Source organism: Salmonella sp. A1325 (genome assembly GCF_056991255.1).
This window is the reverse complement of record NZ_JAMLWO010000005.1, coordinates 229,801-250,221: the sequence shown is the minus strand read 5'-3', so window position 1 is coordinate 250,221 and position 20,421 is coordinate 229,801. Positions and strand designations below refer to the sequence as shown.

Genomic DNA, 20,421 nt, shown 5'->3' with positions numbered 1-20,421 from the left:
ATCGCGTTCGTCGTGGTTTTCGGGATACCGCTCGGCCAAAGGAAAGAGGGCAGTGTGTTAATTCCGCCAGAATAGCGTTGGCGGAAAATATCGTCTTACGACCTTGTTATTGTTATGCCAATAATCATTATACCAGGCGACACGCATCCGCTTCCCAGCGATATCCCACCCCGTAGACTGCGCGTATAAATGACTGTTCGGCATCCAGCGATTCCAGTTTACGGCGCAGGTTTTTAATGTGGCTGTCGATAGTACGATCGGTCACCACACGGTAGTCGTCGTAGAGGTGGTTTAACAACTGCTCGCGGGAAAAAACTTTACCCGGTTCAAGCGATAAGGTTTTTAGCAGGCGGAATTCAGCGGGGGTTAAATCCAGCGCTTTACCACACCAGGAGGCCTGAAAGCGGCTTTCATCAATCATTAACGGGCTTTCGGCATCCTGCTGCTGGAGTTCGCGCTGCGGTTTACAGCGGCGCAAAATGGTTTTCACGCGGGCCACGACTTCGCGCGGGCTGTAAGGCTTACAGATATAATCATCGGCGCCGATTTCCAGCCCAAGCAGCCGATCGATCTCTTCGATTTTGGCCGTGACCATCACAATGGGGATGTCGGAAAAACGGCGAATTTCCCGGCATAGCGTCAGACCATCGGTACCCGGCAGCATCAGATCCAGCAGGATCAGATCCGGCGGCGTTTGACGCACATACGGCAGTACCTTGTCGCCATGATTGATGAGCGTGGGGGCGTAACTCGCCGCGCGTAAGTAGTCAATAAGCAGCTGTCCCAGCTTGGGTTCATCTTCAACAATCAAAATGCGCGGCGTGTTTTCATCAATGGGTAATTCAGTCATACTTCTCTCTGTAAATCGCGATCCAGCGGTAACTCTACTGTAATGCTAACCCCGCCAAAAGGCGAATGAGCGGCGTGAAGATGACCGTTATGCGCGTGTACAATATTGACGCATATCGCCAGCCCCAGTCCAGAACCGCCGCTGGCGCGGTTACGGGACACTTCCGTGCGGTAAAAACGGTCAAAAAGCTTTTGTAACTGTTCATCGCTGACGCCCGGTGCAGAATCGGCAAAGGTCAGGAATAATGATTTGTCGCGTTGTTCGGCGGAAATATGCAGGCCGCCGCCGCTGTCGGTGTAGCGCAGACTATTTTCCAGTAGATTATTAAACAGTTGCATCAGGCGATCCGGGTCGCCGAAGACGGTCATACTATCCGGCAACGTGTAATGTAGCGTTAGCCCCCGGCTGGTAAAGCGCTCTCTGAACGCGCCGCCAGCGACTTCCAACAGGGGGACAAGATCGACGGTCGTTTTTTGGTAAGCCAGCGCGCCCTCGTCAGACAACGAAAGCTGATGCAGGTCGTCAACCAGTTTGGTAAGCGTACCGACTTCCGCCTGTAGCGAGGTAACCGATTCTGGCGTGAACTGGCGAACGCCATCCTGAATGGCTTCCAGTTCGCCGCGCAATACCGCCAGCGGCGTGCGCAGTTCGTGGGAAATATCCGCCATAAAGTCGCGGCGCATCTGCTGGTTTTTTTCCAGCGTGCTGGCAAGCTGGTTAAAGTCCTGCGCCAGTTTTCCCAGCTCATCGGCGCTGGTTGGGGTCACGCGCGTGGTAAAATCCCCCGCCGCCAGTCTGTGCGTACCCTCGACCAACCGTTTGACCGGGGCGAGCAGGCCACGCGCCAGCAAAAATGTCGCCAGCGCGGCCAGCAACGTTGATAACGCCACGATCATCCAGCTGGCGCGCCGCTGCTGCATATCAAAATTAATATCCGTATTGCGCGTCAGCCGCTCGACAGGCGAGGCGATAATCGCGCCGACTTCGACGCCATTGACCAGAATGGGGCGGCGAGTACCGTCATGCGGCACCGGACCGCGTGGGCCGACCAGCACCCGGCCATTTTGATCGACGACCCAGAATTGGGTGCGCCAACCGTGCGGCGGCATACCGGGGCCGGGTTTATCGCGGTCGTTGTCATGCTCAAATGAACGCAGAATCTGGAAAACGAAGCGATCATTGTTACGTAAAAAACGCCAGTTGCCGTGTTGCTGGTACTGGCCGCCCAGCGCATCGCCCAGCATTTGTAGCCGCTGCTCGTTGCCGTGTTTGATATAGTCAATAAATCCGCGTTCAAAACTGACGCGCACGGCCCAATGCATACTGATCAGCAGCACGATGCAGGTGGCGAAAATCGCCAGAAACAGCTTGCCGGTGATTCCGGGCCGCCAGACTTTCATTACAGGCTCCTTTTACGCCGTGAAATGACCATGTTTTGCTGTGTATCGTTCGGCACGCGGGCAAAAATTATCGCCGGTAGCGCGATAATAACCGCCATACATAACCAGGTGTACATAAAGACGTGATGTGTGGCGCTACTGTCTATCCCGATATGCTGTTGGCCAAACATACCCAGCAGCATTCCGGCAATAGTGACGCCGATACTCATCGAGAGCTGCATAATCATCGATAATAAGCTATTGCCGCTGCTGGCCAGCGTATCGGGAAGGTCTTTTAGCGTTAAGGTGTTCATGGAAGAAAAGCGCGCCGAGTTCACCATTCCCTGCAAAAGCAGTACCAGCGGCAGGAGATAATACCAGCCGAGCAGCGCGACCGACATAAACAACAGGCTAACCAATGCCAGTCCGAGCGTGGTCGCCACCAGAACCCGACGATAGCCAAAACGGTTAACTATCTGCACCACAATCCGCTTCATTCCCATGCTGCCCAGCACCATGGGGATCATCATCAAACCGGCATGAAACGGTGAAAAACCAAGACCAATTTGCAAAAAGACCGGCGTCATAAACGGCAGCATACCGCTGCCGATACGCCCGGCAAAACTGCCCAGCAACCCCAGTGAAAACGTGGGCGTGCGGAACAATCGCAGGCTGAATAACGCGCCTGAGTTTTTTTTGGCATGGAGGAGATAGAGCAGAATGGCTGCCGCGCCGCCCGCAGCAAGTCCGGCTAATGTCCAGGGCGAAATCCCCATGCTTTTACTACCGTCCAGCGCCAGCGTGAGTACCGCCATGCCGATAGCTAACAGCAGGAACCCCGGCAGATCAAAGCGCCGGGTCTCTATGGTGTAGTTTGGCATCAGCATAAAGGTCGCCATAGCGCCGACAATTCCCACCGGGATATTGATCAGAAATATCCAGTGCCATGAAGCATATTCCACCAGCACCCCGCCCAGCGCGGGGCCGAGTAACGGCCCGATCTGTCCCGGTAGGGTGACGAAGGTCATCGCCGCCATATATTGCGTGCGCGGCACGATTTTCATGACCGTCAGGCGTCCGACTGGCACCATCATCGCGCCGCCTACGCCTTGTAAAACCCGCGCTAATACCAGTTGATTAAGCGTGCCGGAGAGGGCGCAAAACAGCGAACCCAGCGTGAACAGCACAATGGCGGCAAAGAAAATATTACGCACGCCGATTTTATCTGCCAGCCAGCCGCTGGCGGGGAGCATCACGGCGACGGTAAGAACATATGACACCACTACCATGTGCATATGCAGCGGGCTTTCCCCCAGGCTTTTCGCCATGGAGGGCAGCGCAGTGTTGACGATGGTGGTATCCAGCGACTGCATAAAAAAGCCGAATGCCACAATCCAGAGTTGCCAGCGGGTGTTGTCAGGAAGTTCTGTCATATCTCTACTACCGGTTTGCTATTTTTACGCGAAAAACGCAGCCGCAGACGGTCGAAAAAGAGGTACACCACTGGCGTGGTATAGAGCGTCAGAAGCTGGCTCATGACCAAACCGCCGACAATGGTTATCCCCAACGGCTGTCGTAATTCCGAACCGTCTCCGCCAGATAACACCAATGGCAGTGCGCCGAACAGCGCCGCCAGCGTGGTCATCATTATTGGACGGAAGCGTAACAAGCAGGCCTGGAAAATGGCTTGTTCCGGCGTCAGGCCGCCGCTTCGTTGCGCTTCAAGCGCAAAATCGACCATCATAATGGCGTTTTTCTTCACAATGCCAATTAATAGCATGATCCCTATCAGGGCGATTAGGCTGAAAGGGGCATTGAAGAGCTCCAGCGCCAGAAGCGCCCCAACGCCCGCCGATGGCAGAGTAGAGAGAATGGTCAGCGGATGGACGTAGCTTTCGTACAGTATCCCCAGCACAATGTAGACGGTAGCGATCGCCGCCACTATCAAAATAAGCTGCGAATTCATGGTCTGCTGGAAGACTTGCGCCGTTCCGGAAAAACTGCCGCGTACCGTCGGGGGGACGCCAAGCTGCGTCATGGTGCGATTAATGGCCTCCGTCGCCTGCGATAACGATGTGCCGGTCGGCAGGTTAAAGGCAATCGTGGACGCCGCGGAAAGTCCCTGATGGTTCACCGACAGCGGCGCATTGGCGGGCCGCCATTGGGCGAAATAAGAGAGGGGGATCGCTTTTCCGTCGCGGTTGATAACAAACATTTTCTCCAGCGCGCTGATATCCTGGCTATAGCGCGGATCGACTTCCATCACCACTTTATACTGGTTCATCGGCTGATAAATGGTGGAAATTTGCCGCTGGCCAAAAGCATTATTTAACAGGCTGTTTGCGGCCTGAACATCAATGCCCAGTCGTGACATGGTGTCGCGGTCGTAGATAAGGTTCATCTCCGCGCCGTTATCCTGCTGATCGGAGTTTACGTCCGCCAGTTGCGGCAGGGCCGAGAGCGCTTTGCGTATTTTCGGCTCCCATTCGCGCAGTGCCGCCAGAGAGTCAGACAGCAACGTATATTGGTAACTGGCGTTAGCCTGCCGCCCGCCGACGCGAATATCCTGTACCGCCATCAGAAACAGCCTGGCGCCGGGTTCTTTTGCCAGTTTGACCCGCAGTCGATCAATGACTTGCTGCGCCGTCTCTTTGCGTTCGCCGCGCGGCTTCAGCGTAATAAACATCATGCCGCTATTCACCCGCGATCCGCCGGTAAAACCAGTGACATTATTCACCGCCGGATCGTCGCGAATAATTTTCATAAAATCCTGCAGCTTGCCGCGCATGGCCTGGAAAGAGATGCTCTGGTCAGCCTGAATACCGCCCATCAACACGCCGGTATCCTGCTCCGGAAAGAATGTTTTAGGGATGGCGATATAAAGCCAGATGTTCAGCGCAACGGTGCCAAGAAAAACCACACCGACAAGACGCGTATGGTTAAGCACCCATTTTAACGACGTGCCGTAACCCTGTTGCAAGGCGACCAGCAAACGGCCAACGCCCCGTTTACGCGGTTGGGTGTGCGGTTTGCTTGATTTAAGCATCCAGCCGCACATCATCGGCGTCAGCGTGAGCGAGACCACCAGCGAAATGCCAATCGCCACCGAGAGGGTAACGGCGAATTCCCGTAATAAGCGTCCTGGCAGGCCGCCCATTAACAGCAGCGGCAGAAATACCGCCACCAGCGACAGACTCATGGAGATGACCGTAAACCCAACTTCTCGCGTACCCTGTAATGCCGCCTGCAAAGGTTTCATTCCCGCCTCCAGATGGCGAGCGATATTTTCCAGCACCACAATGGCATCATCAACGACAAATCCGGTCGCGATAGTCAGCGCCATCAGCGACAGATTGTTGAGGCTGAAGCCGCACAGATACATGGCGGCGAAGGTGCCGATGAGCGAAACGGGAACGGCGACGGCGGGGATTAGCGTGGCGCGCCCGGAACGCAGGAATAAAAACACCACCAGGATCACCAGCGCGACAGAGATAGCCAGCGTCTCTTCTACCTCTTGCAGCGATGCGCGAATCGTCGGCGAACGATCCTGGGCGATTTGTAAATCGATAGCGGCGGGGATCATTGCCCGCAGTTCCGGCAGTTTTGCCCGGATGCCGTCGACCGTCTGAATAATGTTGGCCTCCGGCAGCTTGCGGATCATCAACAAAATAGCGGGGTTAGCGTTCGTCATCCCGGCGTTACGGACATCCTGCACCGAGTCGGTGACGCTGGCGACGTCGCCCAGGCGTACCGCCGCGCCGTTGTTATAGTGAATAATCAGCGGCTGGTATTCGGCGGCGGTTTTCAGTTCGTCGTTGGTCTGGATTTGCCAGCGGTGGACGCTATCTTCAATTGCGCCTTGCGGTCGGCGTACGTTGGCGCTGTCGATCGCTTCGCGGACCTCATCCAGCGAGACGCCCTGGTTAAAGAGCGCCTGCGGGTTTAAGCCTACACGTACTGCGGGCAGGGAGCTGCCGCCGACGTCAACATCGCCGACGCCGTCAATTTGCGCGATGGTTTGCGCCAGTTGGGTAGAGGCGAAATCATACAGTTTGCCCTGTGACCAGCTCTCCGAGGTGAGCGTTAAAATCATAATCGGCGCGTCGGATGGATTGGCCTTGCGATAAGTCGGGCGGCTGGGCATTCCGCCTGGCAACAAGCTTTGCGCGGCGTTGATGGCGGCCTGCACGTCGCGCGCCGCGCCGTTAATATCACGATCGAAATTAAATTCGAGAATAATGCGCGTACTGCCGAGCGAGCTGCTGGAAGTCATTTCATTGACGCCTGCAATGCGTCCCAAAGAGCGTTCCAACGGCGTCGCCACCGACGAAGCCATGGTTTCCGGCGAGGCGCCCGGCAGCGAGGCGCTAACCATAATCACCGGGAAATCGACCTGCGGCAGCGGGGCGACCGGCAGCAGACGGAAGCCCAGAATGCCGCACAGCGTAATGGCGGCGGCAATCAAAATGGTGGCGACCGGGCGGTAGATGAAAAGGGCGAAAAAGCGCATCTACGCCTCCTCTTTATGGCGCGGAAAGCGACTTTTCACGTACAGCGACAGGCGGTCAAACAGGAGATAAATCACCGGTGTGGTAAACAGAGTTAATACCTGGCTGACCAGTAGGCCGCCCACCATCGCGATCCCCAACGGGCGACGTAATTCCGCGCCAACGCCGGTACTCAACATTAATGGCAATGCCCCGAGCAACGCCGCCAGCGTGGTCATCAGAATCGGTCGAAAACGCAGCAGACAGGCCTGGAAGATAGCGTCGCGCGGACTCATCCCCTGTTCGCGTTCGGCGGCGAGGGCGAAGTCAATCATCATGATGGCGTTTTTCTTCACGATGCCGATCAGCAAAATAATGCCGATAATGGCGATAATATCGAGCTCGCTACCGGCGATGATCAGCGCCAGCAGCGCGCCGACGCCCGCCGTAGGCAGCGTTGAGAGAATCGTGATCGGATGGATAAAACTCTCATACAGCACGCCGAGCACGATATACATCGCCACCACGGCGGCGACAATAAGCCAGACGGTGCTGCCCAGCGCCGCCTGGAAGGCGAGCGTACTGCCCTGAAACTGCGTTGTAATATCCGCTGGCAGGGCGAGCGTTTTTTCCGTATCGAGAATCGCCTGCACCGCATCGCCGAGCGAATAGCCCTCCGGCACGTTAAACGAAAATGTCGTAACCGGGAACTGATCTAAATGATTGATAGAGAGCGGAGCGAAGCGCTGCTCAATGCGGGCAATTGCGCTGAGCGGTACGGTGCCGCCGTCGCGGCTCGTCAGGCGAATCGTCTCCAGCGCCGCCAGTCCCGGCGTGCTGGCGGTATTATGTTCCAGTACGACGCGGTACTGGTTCGCCTGGGTATAAATCGTTGAAATCAGGCGTTGCCCGAACGCGTTGTAGAGCGCGTTATCCACATCCGCCATGCTGATACCCAGACGGCTGGCGCTGTCGCGGTCGACATTCACCCAGGCCGCTAATCCCCGATCTTGCCAGTCGCTGCTTACCTCAGAGAGCTGTGGTAACGACTGTAGCGCGTTCTGCAGTTTTGGCACCCAGTGACTGAGCGCATCGAGCGTCGTGGCCTGCAGGGTAAACTGATACTGCGTGCGGCTGACCTGCGTGTCGATGGTTAAATCCTGCGTCGGCTGGAGATACAGCGCCACGCCGGGAATCGTCGCCACGGCGGTTTGCAGCCGGGAGATCACCTGCTGCACGCGGTCATCACGCGCATCCAGCGGCTTGAGATTAATTTGCAGGCGCGCGCTATTCAGCGTGGGGTTAGCGCCGTCTACGCCAACAAAAGTCGTCAGACTTTGCACCGCCGGGTCCTGTAATATCCGCTCCGCCACTTGGCGCTGACGTTGCGCCATACTGGCATACGATGACGATTGCGGCGCCTGCAGCGTCCCCTGGATAATGCCGTTATCCTGTACCGGAAAGAACCCTTTCGGGATGACTATCCACAGCATAACGCTGAGCAGGAGCGTGGCGAATGCCACGCTCAATGTAAGCCACGGATGGTTGAGCACTTTCGCTAATCCGCGTCCGTAGCTGGCGATCACGCGGTCAAACATCCGCTCGCAGGCGCGGGAAAAGCGGTTTTGTTTACGCAGAGATTGCTGGCTGAGCATACGCGCGCACATCATGGGCGTGAGCGTCAAAGAGACGACGGCGGAGATTAAAATCGCTACCGCCAACGTCACCGCAAATTCGCGGAACAGTCGACCAACAATATCGCCCATAAAGAGCAACGGGATCAGCACCGCAATCAGGGAAAAGGTGAGGGAAATAATGGTAAAGCCGATTTCGCCCGCGCCTTTGAGCGCCGCCGCCAGCGGTTTTTCTCCTTTTTCGATGTAGCGCGAGATGTTCTCGATCACCACAATCGCATCGTCCACCACGAAACCCGTGGCGATAGTGAGCGCCATCAGCGTCAGGTTATTAATGGAAAAATCCAAAAATACCATCACCGCAAAGGTGCCGATAAGCGACAGCGGTACGGCGACGCCGGGAATAATTGTGGCGGGAATGTTACGTAAAAACAGATAGATAATCATGACGACCAGCGCGATCGCCAGCATCAGTTCAAACTGGGTATCGCGCACGGAAGCGCGAATATTGGTGGTGCGATCGGACAGGACCGTGACCTTCACCGATTTCGGCAGGCTCTCGGTAAGCTGGGGCAGCATCTGGCGAATGCTGTCCGCTGTCGCAATGATATTGGCGCCAGGCTGGCGTTGAACGTTCATCACGATAGCCGGCGCTTGATTCGCCCATGCGCCGAGCCAGCTATTTTCCGCCCCCTGTTCGACGGTGGCGACATCGCCCAACCGTACCGGCGCGCCGTTTTGATACGCGATGATAAGCCTGCGGTATTCGTCGGCAGACTGCATCTGATCGTTAGCAGAAAGCGTCACCGCCCGTTCGGGGCCATCCAGACTGCCTTTCGCCGAGTTGACGTTGGCGCCGGTAATTGCGGTACGGACCGTTTCGCTGGTCAGACCGAGCGCGGCGACAGCCTGAGCATTCAGTTTTACGCGTACCGCAGGGCGCTGCCCGCCGGCAAGCGTCACCAGTCCGACGCCGGAGACCTGCGAGATCTTCTGCGCCACGCGGGTTTCTACCATGTCCTCTACTTGGGTCATCGGCATCGCGTTTGAGGTGACGGCAAGCGTCATAATCGGCGGGTCCGCCGGGTTGACTTTGCTATAAATCGGCGGATTCGGCAGGTCGGAAGGCAATAAATTGGTGGCTGCGTTAATCGCCGCCTGTACTTCCTGCTCGGCAACGTCCAGCGGCAGCGTCAACTGAAACTGTAGCGTTACCACCGATGCGCCGCCGGAGCTTTGCGACGACATCTGCTTAAGTCCCGACATCTGGCCGAACTGGCGCTCAAGCGGCGCGGTGACGGCGGAGGTCATGACATCCGGGCTGGCGCCAGGGTAGAGCGTAACAACCTGAATAGTGGGGTAGTCGACCTCCGGCAAAGCGGCGACGGGCAGGAAGCGATAGCCGATAATCCCGGCGAGTAAAATCGCCGCCATCAGCAGAGTGGTGGCCACGGGGCGCAGAATAAACAGACGCGAAGGGCCGCCCGTGCTGCCCGGAGGTAATACCTGCATCAGGCGCGCGCTCCTTTTTGACCTTCATGGCGGGAAGGGGATTTTTCATCCGCCACGGTGGTTTGCGGCTCAACGACCTCGACTTTTGCGCCTTCCGTCAGCCGATCAATACCATCGGTAACGACGCGATCGCCTGCCGACAAGCCTGCGCTGATCACCACGTTTCGGTTATCCTGAATACCGATTTTTACCCGCTTCTTGCTGACGTTATTTTCGTCGTTCAGCACCCACACAAAGTGGCCCTCATTGCCCATTTGCACCGCCGCGGCAGGCACCACAACGGCATTTTGTTCGGTATCGACCAGCATCCGGGCGTTCACAAATTGATTGGGGAACAGCGTATCGTCCTGATTGGTAAAGCGCGCTTTAATTTTGATCGTTCCCGTCGTGGGATCAATCTGGTTGTCCAGACTGAGCAACACACCTTCGCTCAATTTGTGCGAGTTAGTCCGATCCCAGGCTTCTACGACCAGCGCTTTCCCCGCTTTCTGTGCCTGAACTACGGTCGCGATATCGCTTTCCGGCAGAGTAAAAATGAGATCAATCGGGTGCGTTTGCGTAATGACGACAATACCGGCGGTATCGCTGCTGGAAATCTGGTTGCCGACATCCACCTGTTTCAGACCCACGCGTCCCGAGACCGGGGCCGTGATACGACTCCAGTCGAGCTGTAACTGCGCGCTGGCGACATTGGCTTCATCCGCTTTAATGGTTCCCTGGGTTTCGTTGACCAGCGCCTGTTGCGCATCCAGTTCCTGACGGGAAACCAGATTGGTTTTTGCCAGTTGCTGATAGCGCGCCAGATCACGACGCGCATTCGCCAGCGTAGCGTTATCTTTCGCCAACTGTCCCTGAGCCTGCGCCAGGGCGACCTTAAACTGGCTGGGATCGATTTGCGCCAGCAGATCGCCTGCGTTGACCTGCTGACCTTCCTGAAAGTGCAGGGCGATGAGTTGACCATCCACGCGGCTACGTACCGTAACGGTATTCGCTGCGGTCACGGTACCCAGCCCGCTCAGATAGCGCGGTACGGCCTGCGTGGTCGCGGTCGCGGCCTGTACCGGCGCCAGAGGGCCGTCGCGCATACCGCGGCGACCTGCGGCGGCGGTATGCGGCGCTTGCGCGGCGACGCCCGGCGCGGCGGTCGGGCTTTCGCTACGGCTATGCCAGAACCAGAATGCGGCGGCGGCCACTACAACCCCAATCGCTATTGCCCAGCGGAAAGTATTACTGCCTTTCATCGGTATAAGTTTCTCATCCTGAAACGTTTTGCGGAATGTTGCTCCCTCTATTGTAGTCAGCAGGGAAGGGAGAAAAATGGAGGAATTATGGAACACGGTCGGGATTATTCTGAATGGCGACCCGCTTTGCGAGGCGCTACGCAACTCTCATCGGTGAAAATCGTTAACGCGCCGGAGTGCGGTAAAGTGGCGGCACGGCAATGAAGGTAAGCCACCGATTTCAGCAGGACGCTGAAACGGGAAAGCCCCTCCCGAGGAAGGGGCCAAAATAAGGAAAGGGTTATGATGAAGGTAGTCATCATACTGGTGATACTCTTAGTGATTAGCCTACCAGCTTACTAAGACACCAGGGGGAGGAGGAATCCTCCCTTACCCTCACTCCTGACGTTAAGCCACATCAAGAATAATGTCAATCCATCAGCACTGAGCTTGCGAGGCGCTTAGCGGAAAACAACCTCCGCCCAGCGCGCCAGTCCTGCGGTGACGGAGCCGAAATCATCGCCGCCAGCGACGGGTATGCCCGGTAGCTGTTCGGAAAGCGCTTTTTTAATCAATGGAGAACGGGCGCTGCCGCCGGTCAGATAGATGACATCCGGTTTTTCCTGCGCGCTGTCCAGCGCCAGTTGCACCTGTTCCAGAATACGCGCCAGCGGTTGATCCAGCGCCGCTTCCAGTCCTTGCTGGCTGATAGCGACCGCCAGGTCGTCGCTGATAAATGGCAGCCTCGCCGTAACATCCGCCTGGCCGGAAAGGGCGATTTTGCTCTCTTCCGCGCAACGTACCAGGCGGTAACTAAGCCGCTGGCGCCAGACCTTGAGCAGCAACGCGACCTTGTCTGCTTCACGCGCGTTGCGAACCAAATCGTTCAACAGACGACCATTCGCGCTACTGTAAAAATCGCTTTGCGCCGGGACGTCGTTAATCGCCACGGCGTTCCACCACGGCAGCACCGGCAGGGCGATGCCTTTTTCGGTTTCGCCGCCCATGCCCAGCAAAGGCATCAGATTTTTAAAGGCCAGCGCGATATCCAGATCGTTTCCGCCCACGCGGCAACCGCTGTGCCCCAACAGGCTGTTTTCACGATCGGCGCGCTGACGCCACTGCGGCCCCATCAGCAGCATGGAACAGTCGGTGGTGCCGCCGCCAATATCCACGACCAGCACACGCTTCTCTTCCCGCAGCGTAGCCTCGTAGTCCAGGCCCGCCGCAACCGGTTCGTACTGGAATACCACCTCCTGAAAACCGGCGCGTTTTGCCGCCCGCTCCAGAATACCCTGCGCCTGGCGGTTCGCGTCATCGCCGCCCAGTCCCTGAAAGTTGATCGGGCGACCGATTACCGCCTGGGTAATGGCCTCCGGCAATTGGCTGTGCGCCGTATGACGAATATGTACCATCATGGCGCAGACCAAATCTTCAAACAGCGCGACCTGCTGCGGTTTCAGGCCGCTGGCGCCTAAAAAGGATTTCGGCGATTTGACAAACCAGACCTCCTGGGGATCGTCAATATAGTGCGCCAGCGACGCCAGACCAAACTGTACGCTTTGCGCGCCAACCTCAATATCTTCCTCGCGGTTGTAGCGTATCGCGCGGCGTAGCAGCGCCTGGGTTTCTTCGTCCGTTGCCGGCACATCATGATGGCGATACAGCCACTCGCTCACCGCTTCGCGCGTCGGCGCGCACAGCATAGACGGCAGTAATGCGCTGTTATTCTCCATTGTCAGCAACTGTGGATGCCCGTCGCGCATAATGGCGACCGAGCAGTTTGCCGTACCGTAATCAAATCCTATAAACACCTTAAAATCCCCATGCCAGTGAAGAAGGGGCGTGACTTTAGCGAAATGTCGTCGCGGCGACAACTGGAATATGAAAGCAAGGCGTTACGTGCGATTAGCGTTTATGCTGAAAAGTCAAATAAAGGAGAAAAGTATGTTTACCCTGAGCTGGCAGCCGCCTTACGACTGGTCGTGGATGTTGGGCTTTCTTGCCGCGCGTGCGGTGGACGGCGTGGAAACGGTAGGCGAGGGCTTTTATGCGCGCAGCCTGGTGGTGAGCGAGCATCGCGGACTGGTCAGCGTGAGGCCCAATCTGCCCACCCACACTGTGCAGGTGAGCGTAAGCGCCGGATTACTTCCCGTCGCGCCGGCGTGTCTGGCGAAGGTTTCGCGTCTGTTTGATCTTGACTGCCAGCCCGCGCAGGTTGCCGCCGTGCTGGGGTCACTGGGCGAGGACAGACCGGGGCTGCGTTTACCGGGATCGGTTGATACGTTTGAACAAGGCGTGCGGGCGATACTGGGGCAACTGGTGAGTGTCGCGATGGCGGCAAGGTTGACGGCGAAAGTGGCGCGCCGCTATGGCGAGGCGTTGCCGGATGCGCCCGATTATGTCTGTTTTCCCGGTCCGGAAACGCTGGCGTTGGCCGATCCGCTGGCGCTTAAAGCTCTGGGGATGCCTCTGCGGCGCGCCGAAGCGCTGATTCATCTGGCGCAGGCGACGTTGGCGGGAAAACTGGCGCTCGCCGCGCCGCCGGATATTGAGCAGAGCGTTAAAAATTTACAAACGTTTCCGGGAATTGGCCGCTGGACGGCGAACTATTTCGCCCTGCGCGGTTGGCAGGCAAAAGATATCTTTTTACCCGATGATTACTTAATTAAGCAGCGCTTTGCCGGGATGACGGTCGCGCAGATCCGTCGCTACGCGGAGCGCTGGAAACCGTGGCGTTCCTACGCGCTACTGCATATCTGGTATACCCACGGCTGGCAACCGTCAATGGATAGCGAAATAGCTGGTATTCAGTAATAAATCCAGCGGTTGTGCTTCGGCGATAGTGTCGCCATAAATCAGATCCACGCCAATACGGGAGAGCGTATCCAGCACCTGTGGGTTTTGTACCGGCCCGGCGAGCGTTTTGATGTCCAGATGCTGGGCGTGTCCCTGGATGATCGAGGTCAGCATTTCATCCATTAAACTTTCATGAACGTTGGCGATAAGGTCGCTATCCAGCAGTAAATAATCGACGATATGCGGGGGCAGTAAATTAAACAGCTGTAAATCGCGCCCGACATGGCTGAGAATCACCTGGCAGCCGCGTTGCCGCAGTTTTCGCAGAGTCGCAGCGGCGGTCTGCGCCTGCTTAACGATAACGTCAGCCGGGATAATCAGGTGTAATAACCGTGGCGGCAGTGGGCTATGCTCCAGTTGTTCCAGCAGCTCATCAATAAGGGTCGCGCTGCATAATCCCGCGGCGGACAGCGGCAGCGCAACGCTTAATCCCTTGCTGGCGACGGCGGTCGCCGCATGGTGGAAAAACTCATGGAATACCCGTCGGTCAAGCGCGTGATGCAGCGCGGAGTCGGCTAACCCTGCCCGGAACGCGCGCTCTTCCATCACTTCCCCTTCGCTGGTCCACAGCCTGAGTGAGACCAGCCAAAAGCTGGTGGCCTCCGGCGTACGCGGCGGCGCGACGTTTCTGGCAAGCATCAGCAGGTGGTTATTTTTAATCATATGCCACTGTTCTTCCAGCGGCATCATTCCCTTTGAGGAGGTTAATGCGTGCTGCGGTTCGTACACGGTCAGACGGCCTCGACCGCTATTTTTCGCGGCGTAGCAGGCAATATCGGCCTGAGACACGACCTCTGTGAGCTGGCAGTTATGTTTATTTATCATTGTGATCCCGGCGCTGGCGCCGATCCGATGCAGGCGTCCTTCCCACATAAAGTGATATTCATTAACGGCGTTGATAAGCCGCGTCACGATAAAGCGCGCGCTGTCACTATTACAATCCGGCAGCAACAGGCCAAACTCATCGCCACCCAGACGGGCCAGAAGATCGCCGGAGCGAAGCATACTGAGCATCAGTGACGCGAGCTCGCGCAATAAGGCATCGCCGGCGGCATGTCCCGCGCTGTCGTTAACCGCTTTAAAACGGTCCAGATCGATAAACACCAGCGCATGATGTTGAGGCGATTCCTGTATTGTTTGCAGGCGCTGTTGAAGCTGCTTTTCAAAACTGGCGCGGTTGGCAAGATGGGTGAGGGCGTCATGCGTTGCGCTGTAGCTGAGCTGGCGTAACATTTTTCGTGATTCGGTAACGTCCTGGATAACCAGAACCGAACCAATCTTATCGCCGTCAAGCGTACTGAGCGGCGTGATACTGTAATGAATATCGTAGCTGCCGCCGTTATGACAATGGAGCACTATCTCCTGTTCCATGCCCGATCGCGACCTGTCGGCGCGATAAATATCCTCCAGCAGCGGCCCCTTATCACCTGACGTAATGCGCAGAACCGTTAATAATGGCGCGCCTAAAGCATCCTCTTGCCGCCAGCCGCTCATCTTCTCGGCGATCGGGTTCATAAAGGTGATATTCATCGCGACATCAATACACACCACCGCTTCCCCGATAGAGTCAAGCGTGATGTGCAACCGTTCTTTTTCCTGAAACAGCGCGTCGTTCGCCTGTGTAATACGCTCCATCAACCGCTGGTTTTCCTGCTCGCTTTGCTTGAGATCGTTAATATCTTCAATCTGAGCAATAAAATAGAGAGGTTTATTGTCTTTATGCCGAACCAGCGAGACGGCCAGCAGCGCCCAGACGACATCGCCGTTGCGGGTGTAGTAGCGTTTTTCCATGGAATAGCTATTGATGTCGCCGCGCACCAGCATGTTTAGCTGTTCAAGGTCATTATTCAGGTCTTCCGGCCAGGTCAATTGCTGAAATGTCATCGTGCGTAATTCATCCTGGCTATAGCCAAGAAAATGGCTCAGAGATTTATTGACCTGTAGCCACTGACCCTCCGTACCGACCAGCGCCATACCAATGGCGGAATACTCCATCGCGTTGCGAAAGCGGGATTCGCTCTCGGTGATATGTTTGCGTTCCGTGCGAAACGCGTACATCACCATCGTCATCATATTGGCAGGCAGCAGGATCATTAAAAAAGGCAGCCACGGCATATTGACCATCACGTCGGTTTTCGGCGTGGCGAGCAGCGTGGGGTCATTGGCCAGCATGAGCGAGACCACGATAACGGTAGCTAAAAAAATTAAAAACGCCTCCATTCGCGGCAGGCGCACCGCACTCCACATCAACAGGACGATAACGCACGTAAACGGCCACGGAATATAGCGCATAGCGAGCCAGCTTAGCGCCAGCGTAATGACCAGCGTCAATAGCGTTTCCAGCAACAGATGCGGGTCGCGATGACGCAACAGATAGTGTGGTTTAAACAGTAAACCTAACGGTACCAGCGTCAGCGCGCCGATGGCTTCCGATAATACCCAAATCAGAAACGCTTTCGAGGCGACCGCTTCCGGCGCTATCAGCCAAAATAACAGGCCGCCGAGTAGCGGCGGAATCACGGCGCTGCCGATAGCCAGACGAAACCAGTCATTCAAATTTTGTAAGGGGTTGTAGCTGGGGAGCAGTTTTCGCAGCAGTATCGCGCCAGTGGCCGCCTCGATAATATTTATTGCCGTCCAGCTAAAGTTAAGCGAGGCGGCAGGAAATAAAGTCAGTGAGGCGCCGATGCTGCCGAGCGAGCAGGCGACCGCGATCCCTGGCCACAGACGGCCCGCATGGCGGTAAAACGCGACCATCATAATGGAGGTAGGGAACCACAGCGGCGCCAGTTGGGTGCCGACACGCGATAATACGAGCGAAAAGAGCGTAAAGACAAACGCGACCAGGCCTAAACTGACCAGACGCAATAGCGGGTGGGGGACGGTAACGAAAACATGTTGGGATGGTTTACTCATTACCACTCTATCCGAATCGCCGGTAACGTCGCGGAATACCGGACGCGTCAGTTTACTCTGTGATTATGCTAGTATAAACGCGTAATGATTTATACGCTGGCTGAATATAAATTGTGGCTTCCGGCGTATTCCTCCTCCAGACGGGTCGATAAATCCGCTGTCCGCGTTAAAACTGAACGCTTTTACGTCGCGACGTCGAATGCGCCGCCAACAAATTCACCGTGGCATAGCGCCGGACTGGTATCGCGCTGCTGAAATCCCTATAATTGCCGCGTTTGGCGTTTCGGCGCCCCCCTTCCTTACATCCAGGTTAATCAGGTCGCTAAATTTATGACTGATCAGTCTCATCAGTGCGTCATTATCGGTATCGCTGGCGCATCGGCTTCCGGCAAGAGTCTTATTGCCAGTACCCTTTACCGCGAATTGCGTGAACAAGTGGGTGACGAACATATTGGCGTTATTCCCGAAGACAGTTATTACAAAGATCAAAGCCATCTGTCGATGGAAGAACGCGTAAAAACTAACTATGACCATCCGAATGCGATGGATCACAGCCTGCTATTTCAGCATCTTCAGGCGCTCAAGCGCGGTTCGGCGATTGAATTACCGGTATACAGTTATGTTGAGCATACCCGTATGCAGGAAACGGTTCGCGTAGAACCGAAGAAAGTGATTATTCTTGAAGGTATTCTGTTACTGACCGACGCGCGTTTGCGTGAAGAGATGAACTTCTCTATTTTTGTCGATACGCCGCTGGATATCTGTTTGATGCGCCGTATCAAACGCGATGTGAACGAGCGTGGTCGCTCAATGGATTCGGTGATGGCGCAATATCAGAAAACGGTGCGTCCGATGTTCCTGCAATTTATTGAGCCTTCCAAACAATATGCGGATATTATCGTGCCGCGCGGCGGTAAAAACCGCATCGCTATTGATATTCTGAAAGCGAAAATCAGCCAGTTCTTTGAATAAATCTGGCGAATTGTGTACCGTTCAGTGATAACCTGGTTAGCCCTTGATGTGCTTGATTTAAGGGCTTGATGCGCGAAAGGAGAAAGTGCCATGCGTTTATGCGACCGAGATATTGAAGCCTGGCTGGATGAAGGCCGTTTGTCTATCACTCCGCGACCTCCCGTAGAGCGCATTAACGGCGCGACGGTCGATGTACGTCTTGGCAATAAATTTCGAACCTTCCGTGGCCATACGGCGGCGTTTATCGATCTGAGCGGGCCGAAAGATGAGGTCAGCGCGGCGCTGGATCGCGTGATGAGCGATGAAATCGTTTTGCCGGACGGCGAGGCATTTTATCTGCATCCGGGCGAGTTGGCGCTGGCCGTCACCTTTGAATCCGTTACCCTGCCGCCGGATTTAGTGGGCTGGCTGGATGGTCGTTCCTCGCTGGCGCGTCTGGGGCTGATGGTGCATGTGACGGCGCACCGTATCGATCCTGGCTGGTCGGGCTGCATTGTGCTTGAGTTTTACAACTCCGGGAAGCTGCCGCTGGCGTTGCGTCCGGGTATGCTCATCGGCGCGCTGAGCTTTGAGCCGCTGTCAGGCCCGGCGGCGCGGCCTTATAACCGCCGTCAGGATGCCAAATATCGCGATCAGCAGGGCGCTGTTGCCAGCCGGATTGATAAAGACTGAGCCATTCGGCGCAATACTGCCGGTCCATTGAGGGTAGCATGAGACGATTTCTGACGACGCTGATGATTCTCCTGGTCGTGCTGGTGGCCGGATTCTCTGCGTTGGTATTGTTGGTCAATCCGAATGATTTCCGCGCCTATATGGTGCAGCAGGTTGCCGCGCGTAGTGAATATCAGTTGCAACTGGACGGGCCGCTGCGCTGGCACGTATGGCCGCAACTCAGCATCCTTTCCGGGCGAATGACGCTAACGGCGCGAGGCGCCAGCGAACCGCTGGTGCGGGCTGACAATATGCGCCTGGACGTCGCTTTATGGCCGCTATTGAGTCATCAGCTTCATGTTAAGCAGGTGATGCTGAAAGGCGGGGTGATTCAACTGACGCCGCAAACGGAAGCGGTACGCAGCGATGATGCGCCGGTCGCGCCGAAAGATAATACCTTGCCGGACGTAGCGGAAGATCGCGGCTGGTCGTTTGATATTCGTAGCCTGCGCGTTGCCGACAGCGTGCTGGTTTTCCAGCATGAAAATGATGATCAGGTCACGGTGCGCGATATTCGTCTGAATATGGAACAAGATGCCGAGCATCGCGGCACGTTTGATTTTTCGGGACGCGTGAACCGCGATCAGCGGGATCTTGCTTTATCGTTTAGCGGAACGGTGGATGCTTCCGATTATCCGCATAATTTAACCGCGGGTATTGAGCAACTGCGCTGGCAATTGCAGGGCGCGGATTTACCGGCGCAGGGGATTGAGGGGCAGGGACAACTGCAGGCTCAGTGGCAGGAAGCGCAAAAACGTCTTTCATTTAACCACTTAAATTTAACGGCGAATGACAGTTCTCTGACCGGGCATGTTCAGGTAACGCTGGCGGAGCAGCCGGAATGGCAAATTGACCTCCAGTCCAGCAATCTTAATCTGGACAACCTGTTGCCGCATCATAGCACCGTGGCACAGACGGGCGGCGCGGTGTCGCAGGGGCAAAATACGCTCCCCCTGACCAGGCCAGTTATCGCGTCGCGTGTTGGTGCGCCGCCTTATCAGGGGCTGCAAAGCTTTACGGCGGAGATTACTTTACAGGCGGATTCAGTTCGCTGGCGGGGAATGGACTTTACCCAGGTTTCGACGAAGATGTCTAATCAGGCCGGATTGCTGGATATTACTGAGTTGCAGGGGAAACTGGCCGACGGAGAGATGTCGCTGCCCGGCACGCTTGACGCCCGCACCGCCAGTCCGCGCATCGAGTTCCACCCTCGCCTCAACCATGTTGAGATTGGGACTATCCTGAAAGCCTTTAATTATCCGATTAGCCTGACCGGTAAGATGTCGCTGGTTGGCGATTTCTCCGGAGCGGATATTGACGCGGAGGCATTTCGCCACAGCTGGAAAGGAAAAGCGCATGTTGACATGAGCAATACGCGCCTTGAAGGAATGAATTTCCAGCAACTGGTGCAGCAGGCCGTAGAGCGAAGCGGCGGCGACGCGCAGCAGTCGCAGGAAAATATGGACAATGCGACCCGACTGGATCGCTTCACGACCGATCTGACGCTAAATAAGGGCACGCTGACGCTCGACGACATGGTCGGGCAATCTTCTATGCTGGCGTTAACCGGCAGCGGAACGCTGGACCTGGTTAAGCAGAGCTGTGATACGCAATTTAATCTGCGTGTGCTGGGCGGATGGAACGGCAATAGCAACCTGATCACCTTCCTGAAAGAGACGCCGGTGCCGCTGCGCGTCTATGGCAAGTGGCAGGAGCTGAACTATACCCTGCAAGTGGATCAGTTATTGCGCAAGCATTTACAGGATGAGGCGAAGCGTCGGCTCAACGACTGGGCGGATCGCAATAAAGATACCCGCAACGGTAAAGATGTGAAGAAACTGCTGGATAAGCTGTAGTTTTTGGCCAAAGGGCAGAGCCGGA

Annotated in this window: 13 protein-coding genes; 5 read left to right on the top strand and 8 right to left on the bottom strand. The window is 56.2% G+C overall.

The window, feature by feature from the left end; genetic code table 11:
* Nucleotides 1–127 precede the first annotated feature (127 nt).
* From baeR to mdtA, 6 genes are read right to left on the bottom strand one after another with little or no spacing between them, the layout of a single operon-like run.
* Entirely contained in the window at nt 128–850 is a 723-nt protein-coding gene (gene baeR / locus NAZ64_RS12465) for an envelope stress response regulator BaeR (RefSeq protein ID WP_000137854.1), read from the bottom strand.
* A complete protein-coding gene (gene baeS, locus NAZ64_RS12460; protein WP_483640942.1) occupies nt 847–2,250 on the bottom strand; it encodes an envelope stress sensor histidine kinase BaeS in 1,404 nt (467 codons plus the stop codon). The genes baeR and baeS overlap by 4 nt, the downstream gene beginning before the upstream one ends.
* Entirely contained in the window at nt 2,250–3,662 is a 1,413-nt protein-coding gene (mdtD, locus tag NAZ64_RS12455) for an MFS transporter (protein WP_001606206.1), read from the bottom strand. The genes baeS and mdtD overlap by 1 nt, the downstream gene beginning before the upstream one ends.
* Nucleotides 3,659–6,739, bottom strand: a complete 3,081-nt coding sequence (gene mdtC, locus NAZ64_RS12450) for a multidrug efflux RND transporter permease subunit MdtC (protein WP_058214835.1) — start codon at nt 6,737–6,739, stop codon at nt 3,659–3,661. Before mdtC ends, mdtD begins: the two co-directional genes overlap by 4 nt.
* On the bottom strand, nt 6,740–9,862 hold the full coding sequence (gene mdtB, locus NAZ64_RS12445) for a multidrug efflux RND transporter permease subunit MdtB (RefSeq protein ID WP_001197797.1): 3,123 nt from the start codon (nt 9,860–9,862) through the stop codon (nt 6,740–6,742).
* Complete coding sequence (mdtA, locus tag NAZ64_RS12440; RefSeq protein WP_000678813.1) at nt 9,862–11,103, bottom strand: multidrug efflux RND transporter subunit MdtA; 1,242 nt, start codon at nt 11,101–11,103, stop codon at nt 9,862–9,864. The genes mdtB and mdtA overlap by 1 nt, the downstream gene beginning before the upstream one ends.
* Before the next feature lie 282 nt (nt 11,104–11,385).
* Between mdtA and NAZ64_RS12435 the strand changes: the two genes are divergently transcribed.
* Nucleotides 11,386–11,445, top strand: a complete 60-nt coding sequence (locus NAZ64_RS12435) for a type I toxin-antitoxin system Ibs family toxin (protein ID WP_105887528.1) — start codon at nt 11,386–11,388, stop codon at nt 11,443–11,445.
* 98 nt (nt 11,446–11,543) lie between these two features.
* Here NAZ64_RS12435 and yegD read toward each other — a convergent pair whose 3' ends face one another.
* The gene (yegD, locus tag NAZ64_RS12430) at nt 11,544–12,896 is read right to left on the bottom strand and encodes a molecular chaperone (RefSeq protein WP_000469628.1); all 1,353 of its coding nucleotides are present in this window, start codon (nt 12,894–12,896) and stop codon (nt 11,544–11,546) included.
* 133 nt (nt 12,897–13,029) lie between these two features.
* On the opposite strand from yegD, the gene alkA reads away from it, so the two are divergent.
* Complete coding sequence (gene alkA, locus NAZ64_RS12425) at nt 13,030–13,899, top strand: DNA-3-methyladenine glycosylase 2 (protein ID WP_220569783.1); 870 nt, start codon at nt 13,030–13,032, stop codon at nt 13,897–13,899.
* Here the strand turns inward: alkA and NAZ64_RS12420 are convergent.
* Nucleotides 13,867–16,857, bottom strand: coding sequence for an MASE1 domain-containing protein (locus tag NAZ64_RS12420; RefSeq protein ID WP_220569784.1), 2,991 nt, complete (start codon nt 16,855–16,857; stop codon nt 13,867–13,869). The two genes, alkA and NAZ64_RS12420, sit on opposite strands and share 33 nt — an antisense overlap.
* Nucleotides 16,858–17,187: 330 nt before the next feature.
* Here NAZ64_RS12420 and udk point away from each other — a divergent pair, with 330 nt between their 5' ends.
* From udk to asmA, 3 genes are all read left to right on the top strand, one after another.
* Nucleotides 17,188–17,829 (top strand): uridine kinase, encoded by a 642-nt coding sequence (gene udk, locus NAZ64_RS12415; protein ID WP_000132082.1) that lies wholly within the window; start codon nt 17,188–17,190, stop codon nt 17,827–17,829.
* A 90-nt stretch (nt 17,830–17,919) separates the two neighbouring features.
* Entirely contained in the window at nt 17,920–18,501 is a 582-nt protein-coding gene (dcd, locus tag NAZ64_RS12410) for a dCTP deaminase (RefSeq protein ID WP_001234783.1), read from the top strand.
* Nucleotides 18,502–18,539: 38 nt separating this feature from the next.
* Nucleotides 18,540–20,396, top strand: a complete 1,857-nt coding sequence (gene asmA / locus NAZ64_RS12405; RefSeq protein WP_024798500.1) for an outer membrane assembly protein AsmA — start codon at nt 18,540–18,542, stop codon at nt 20,394–20,396.
* Nucleotides 20,397–20,421: the final 25 nt, after the last annotated feature.

Excerpts from the sequence above, each read along its gene's own strand:
- baeR (WP_000137854.1), bottom strand. The coding sequence starts at position 850 with ATGACTGAATTACCCATTGATGAAAACACGCCGCGCATTTTGATTGTT.
- baeS (WP_483640942.1), bottom strand. The coding sequence starts at position 2,250 with ATGAAAGTCTGGCGGCCCGGAATCACCGGCAAGCTGTTTCTGGCGATT.
- mdtD (WP_001606206.1), bottom strand. The coding sequence starts at position 3,662 with ATGACAGAACTTCCTGACAACACCCGCTGGCAACTCTGGATTGTGGCA.
- mdtC (WP_058214835.1), bottom strand. The coding sequence starts at position 6,739 with ATGCGCTTTTTCGCCCTTTTCATCTACCGCCCGGTCGCCACCATTTTG.
- mdtB (WP_001197797.1), bottom strand. The coding sequence starts at position 9,862 with ATGCAGGTATTACCTCCGGGCAGCACGGGCGGCCCTTCGCGTCTGTTT.
- mdtA (WP_000678813.1), bottom strand. The coding sequence starts at position 11,103 with ATGAAAGGCAGTAATACTTTCCGCTGGGCAATAGCGATTGGGGTTGTA.
- alkA (WP_220569783.1), top strand. The coding sequence starts at position 13,030 with ATGTTTACCCTGAGCTGGCAGCCGCCTTACGACTGGTCGTGGATGTTG.
- NAZ64_RS12420 (WP_220569784.1), bottom strand. The coding sequence starts at position 16,857 with ATGAGTAAACCATCCCAACATGTTTTCGTTACCGTCCCCCACCCGCTA.
- udk (WP_000132082.1), top strand. The coding sequence starts at position 17,188 with ATGACTGATCAGTCTCATCAGTGCGTCATTATCGGTATCGCTGGCGCA.
- dcd (WP_001234783.1), top strand. The coding sequence starts at position 17,920 with ATGCGTTTATGCGACCGAGATATTGAAGCCTGGCTGGATGAAGGCCGT.
- asmA (WP_024798500.1), top strand. The coding sequence starts at position 18,540 with ATGAGACGATTTCTGACGACGCTGATGATTCTCCTGGTCGTGCTGGTG.